1 protein-coding gene and 1 tRNA gene are annotated in these 2001 nt (G+C 41.7%); one reads left to right on the top strand and one right to left on the bottom strand.

The genetic code is table 11. The features are described 5' to 3' along the window. Positions 1 to 220: 220 nt before the first annotated feature. Positions 221 to 293, bottom strand: a tRNA-Arg gene (locus NUV40_00860). Positions 294 to 377: 84 nt separating this feature from the next. Between NUV40_00860 and NUV40_00855 the strand changes: the two genes are divergently transcribed. Next, a complete protein-coding gene (locus NUV40_00855) occupies positions 378 to 1877 on the top strand; it encodes a CCA tRNA nucleotidyltransferase (protein MCR4342437.1) in 1500 nt (499 codons plus the stop codon). Positions 1878 to 2001 lie beyond the last annotated feature (124 nt).

The raw sequence follows: 2001 nt of genomic DNA, 5'->3' as shown, positions 1-2001 counted from the left end.
TGCGCTCGGCAGGACTCGCCCTGTACCACTAAAGGGTACAGGGCGTCGTGTACTCTTTAGTAGTACACGACGAACCTCATTCTTCTCCTCGCTATGCGCTCGGCAGGACTCGGCTACCACGTAGCCAGGTGATTTTCGATTCTCTCGCCTTTAGGCTCGTTCATAACGAAAATCCTTTCTCGTCCTGACGAAAGCAAAGCAGTTTGCTTTCTCTTCGCTATGCGCTCGGCAGGACTCGAACCCACAACCCCCTGGTCCGAAGCCAGGTGCTCTATCCATTGAGCTACGAGCGCATTTTTATGCATAAAATTTATGCAGTTACCTGTTAACAATAAAACAAATTTAGCAAAAAATCAATTTTAGAGTAGAATATATAAATGCCTAAGAAGACTAATTTTAATATCCCTAAAGAGGTTTCATATGTAACCGAAACTTTGCAAAAGGCCGGTTTTGAAGCTTATTTGGTCGGTGGTTGCGTGCGTGATCTTCTAAGAGGGGAGAAGCCAAAGGATTGGGATGTGACTACAAATGCTACTCCGGAACAGATTGTAAGTCTTTTCCCAAAGACTTTTTATGAAAATAAATTCGGGACAGTTAGTGTGGTTAATGAATCCGCCACGGCGGACGAAGATGAAACATTAAGAAACGTTGAGATAACTCCATATAGAATGGAGGCCAAGTATTCTGACAAACGTCATCCTGATTCGGTAAGTTTCACGAATAACATTGAGGACGACTTGAAAAGAAGGGATTTTACGATTAATGCTATGGCGCTAGAGGCTGTTTCAGGTAAGATTATAGATCTTTTTGACGGGCAGAAAGATTTGAAAAATAAGTTGATTAAAGCTGTCGGCGGCCCTGTTGATCGTTTTTCAGAGGATGCGCTAAGAATGATGAGGGCTGTACGTTTTGCAACAGAGCTCGGTTTTAACATTGAGGATAATACATTAGAAGCCATTAAGAGGTTAGCTAGTTCTACATCTAGTGTAATGGACAAAATCGCTAAAGAGAGAATCCGTGATGAATTTATAAAGATAATAATGTCAAAGAATCCAGACAAGGGGATGGATATTCTACGTGAAACGGGTCTTTTGAAATTTGTCATGCCGGAGATAGAGGAGGGATTTAATGTGGAACAAAACAAAGATCATATTTATGATGTCTGGACACATTCTATAAAGGCGTTGAAGCACTCGGCGGATAAGGATTTTCCTTTAAATATAAGGCTTGCGGCCCTGCTTCATGATGTTGGTAAGCCAAAATCAAGAAGACGAGACGAGAAGAAGAAAGACTTTACCTTTTATGGACATGATGTAATAGGGGGGAAGATGTCCGTTAAGATTTTGGCTAGGCTTAAGTTTCCTAAAAAGGACATTGATACTATCGCGAAGCTTGTCCGTTATCATCTTTTCTTTTCAGATGTTGAACAGATCACACTCTCGGCTGTTCGCAGGATTGTGAGAAACGTCGGACCGGAAAATGTGTGGGATCTAATGAAGGTGCGTTTCTGCGATAGGATAGGGATGGGGAGGCCTAAAGAGACCCCTTACAGGCTTCGTAAATATGAATCTATGATAGATGAAGCGATGAGAGCGCCTGTCACTGTGGGGATGTTGAAGATTGACGGAGCGAGGATCATGGAAATTGCCGGCGAGAAGCCGGGCCCAAGAATCGGTTTTATCTTGTATGCTCTCTTGGAAGAAGTATTGGACGATCCAACGCTTAATACCAAAGAATATCTGGAAAAAGAGGTTATAAAACTTTCTAAACTCCCTGATGCTAAGCTTAAAAAGATTGGTGAGAAAGGGAAAGATACGAAAGAGTCAAAAGAGAAAAAAGAGATTGAGGAGATACGGAAAAAGTGGTGGGTTAAGTAGTCCGCCGTGGCGGATTTTATCCCCAGTTGAATAAGTTCAGATACATATGAGACTTTAATTAAGTCTTTAATATGCGTCAATTTAATATCTTTCGCGGAACAAAAGGATTCATAACAATGTGGGA

The sequence above is a fragment of the Patescibacteria group bacterium genome (assembly GCA_024654625.1).
In the GTDB taxonomy this organism is placed as follows: domain Bacteria; phylum Patescibacteriota; class Minisyncoccia.
This window is presented reverse-complemented; position numbering and strand designations above follow the sequence as displayed.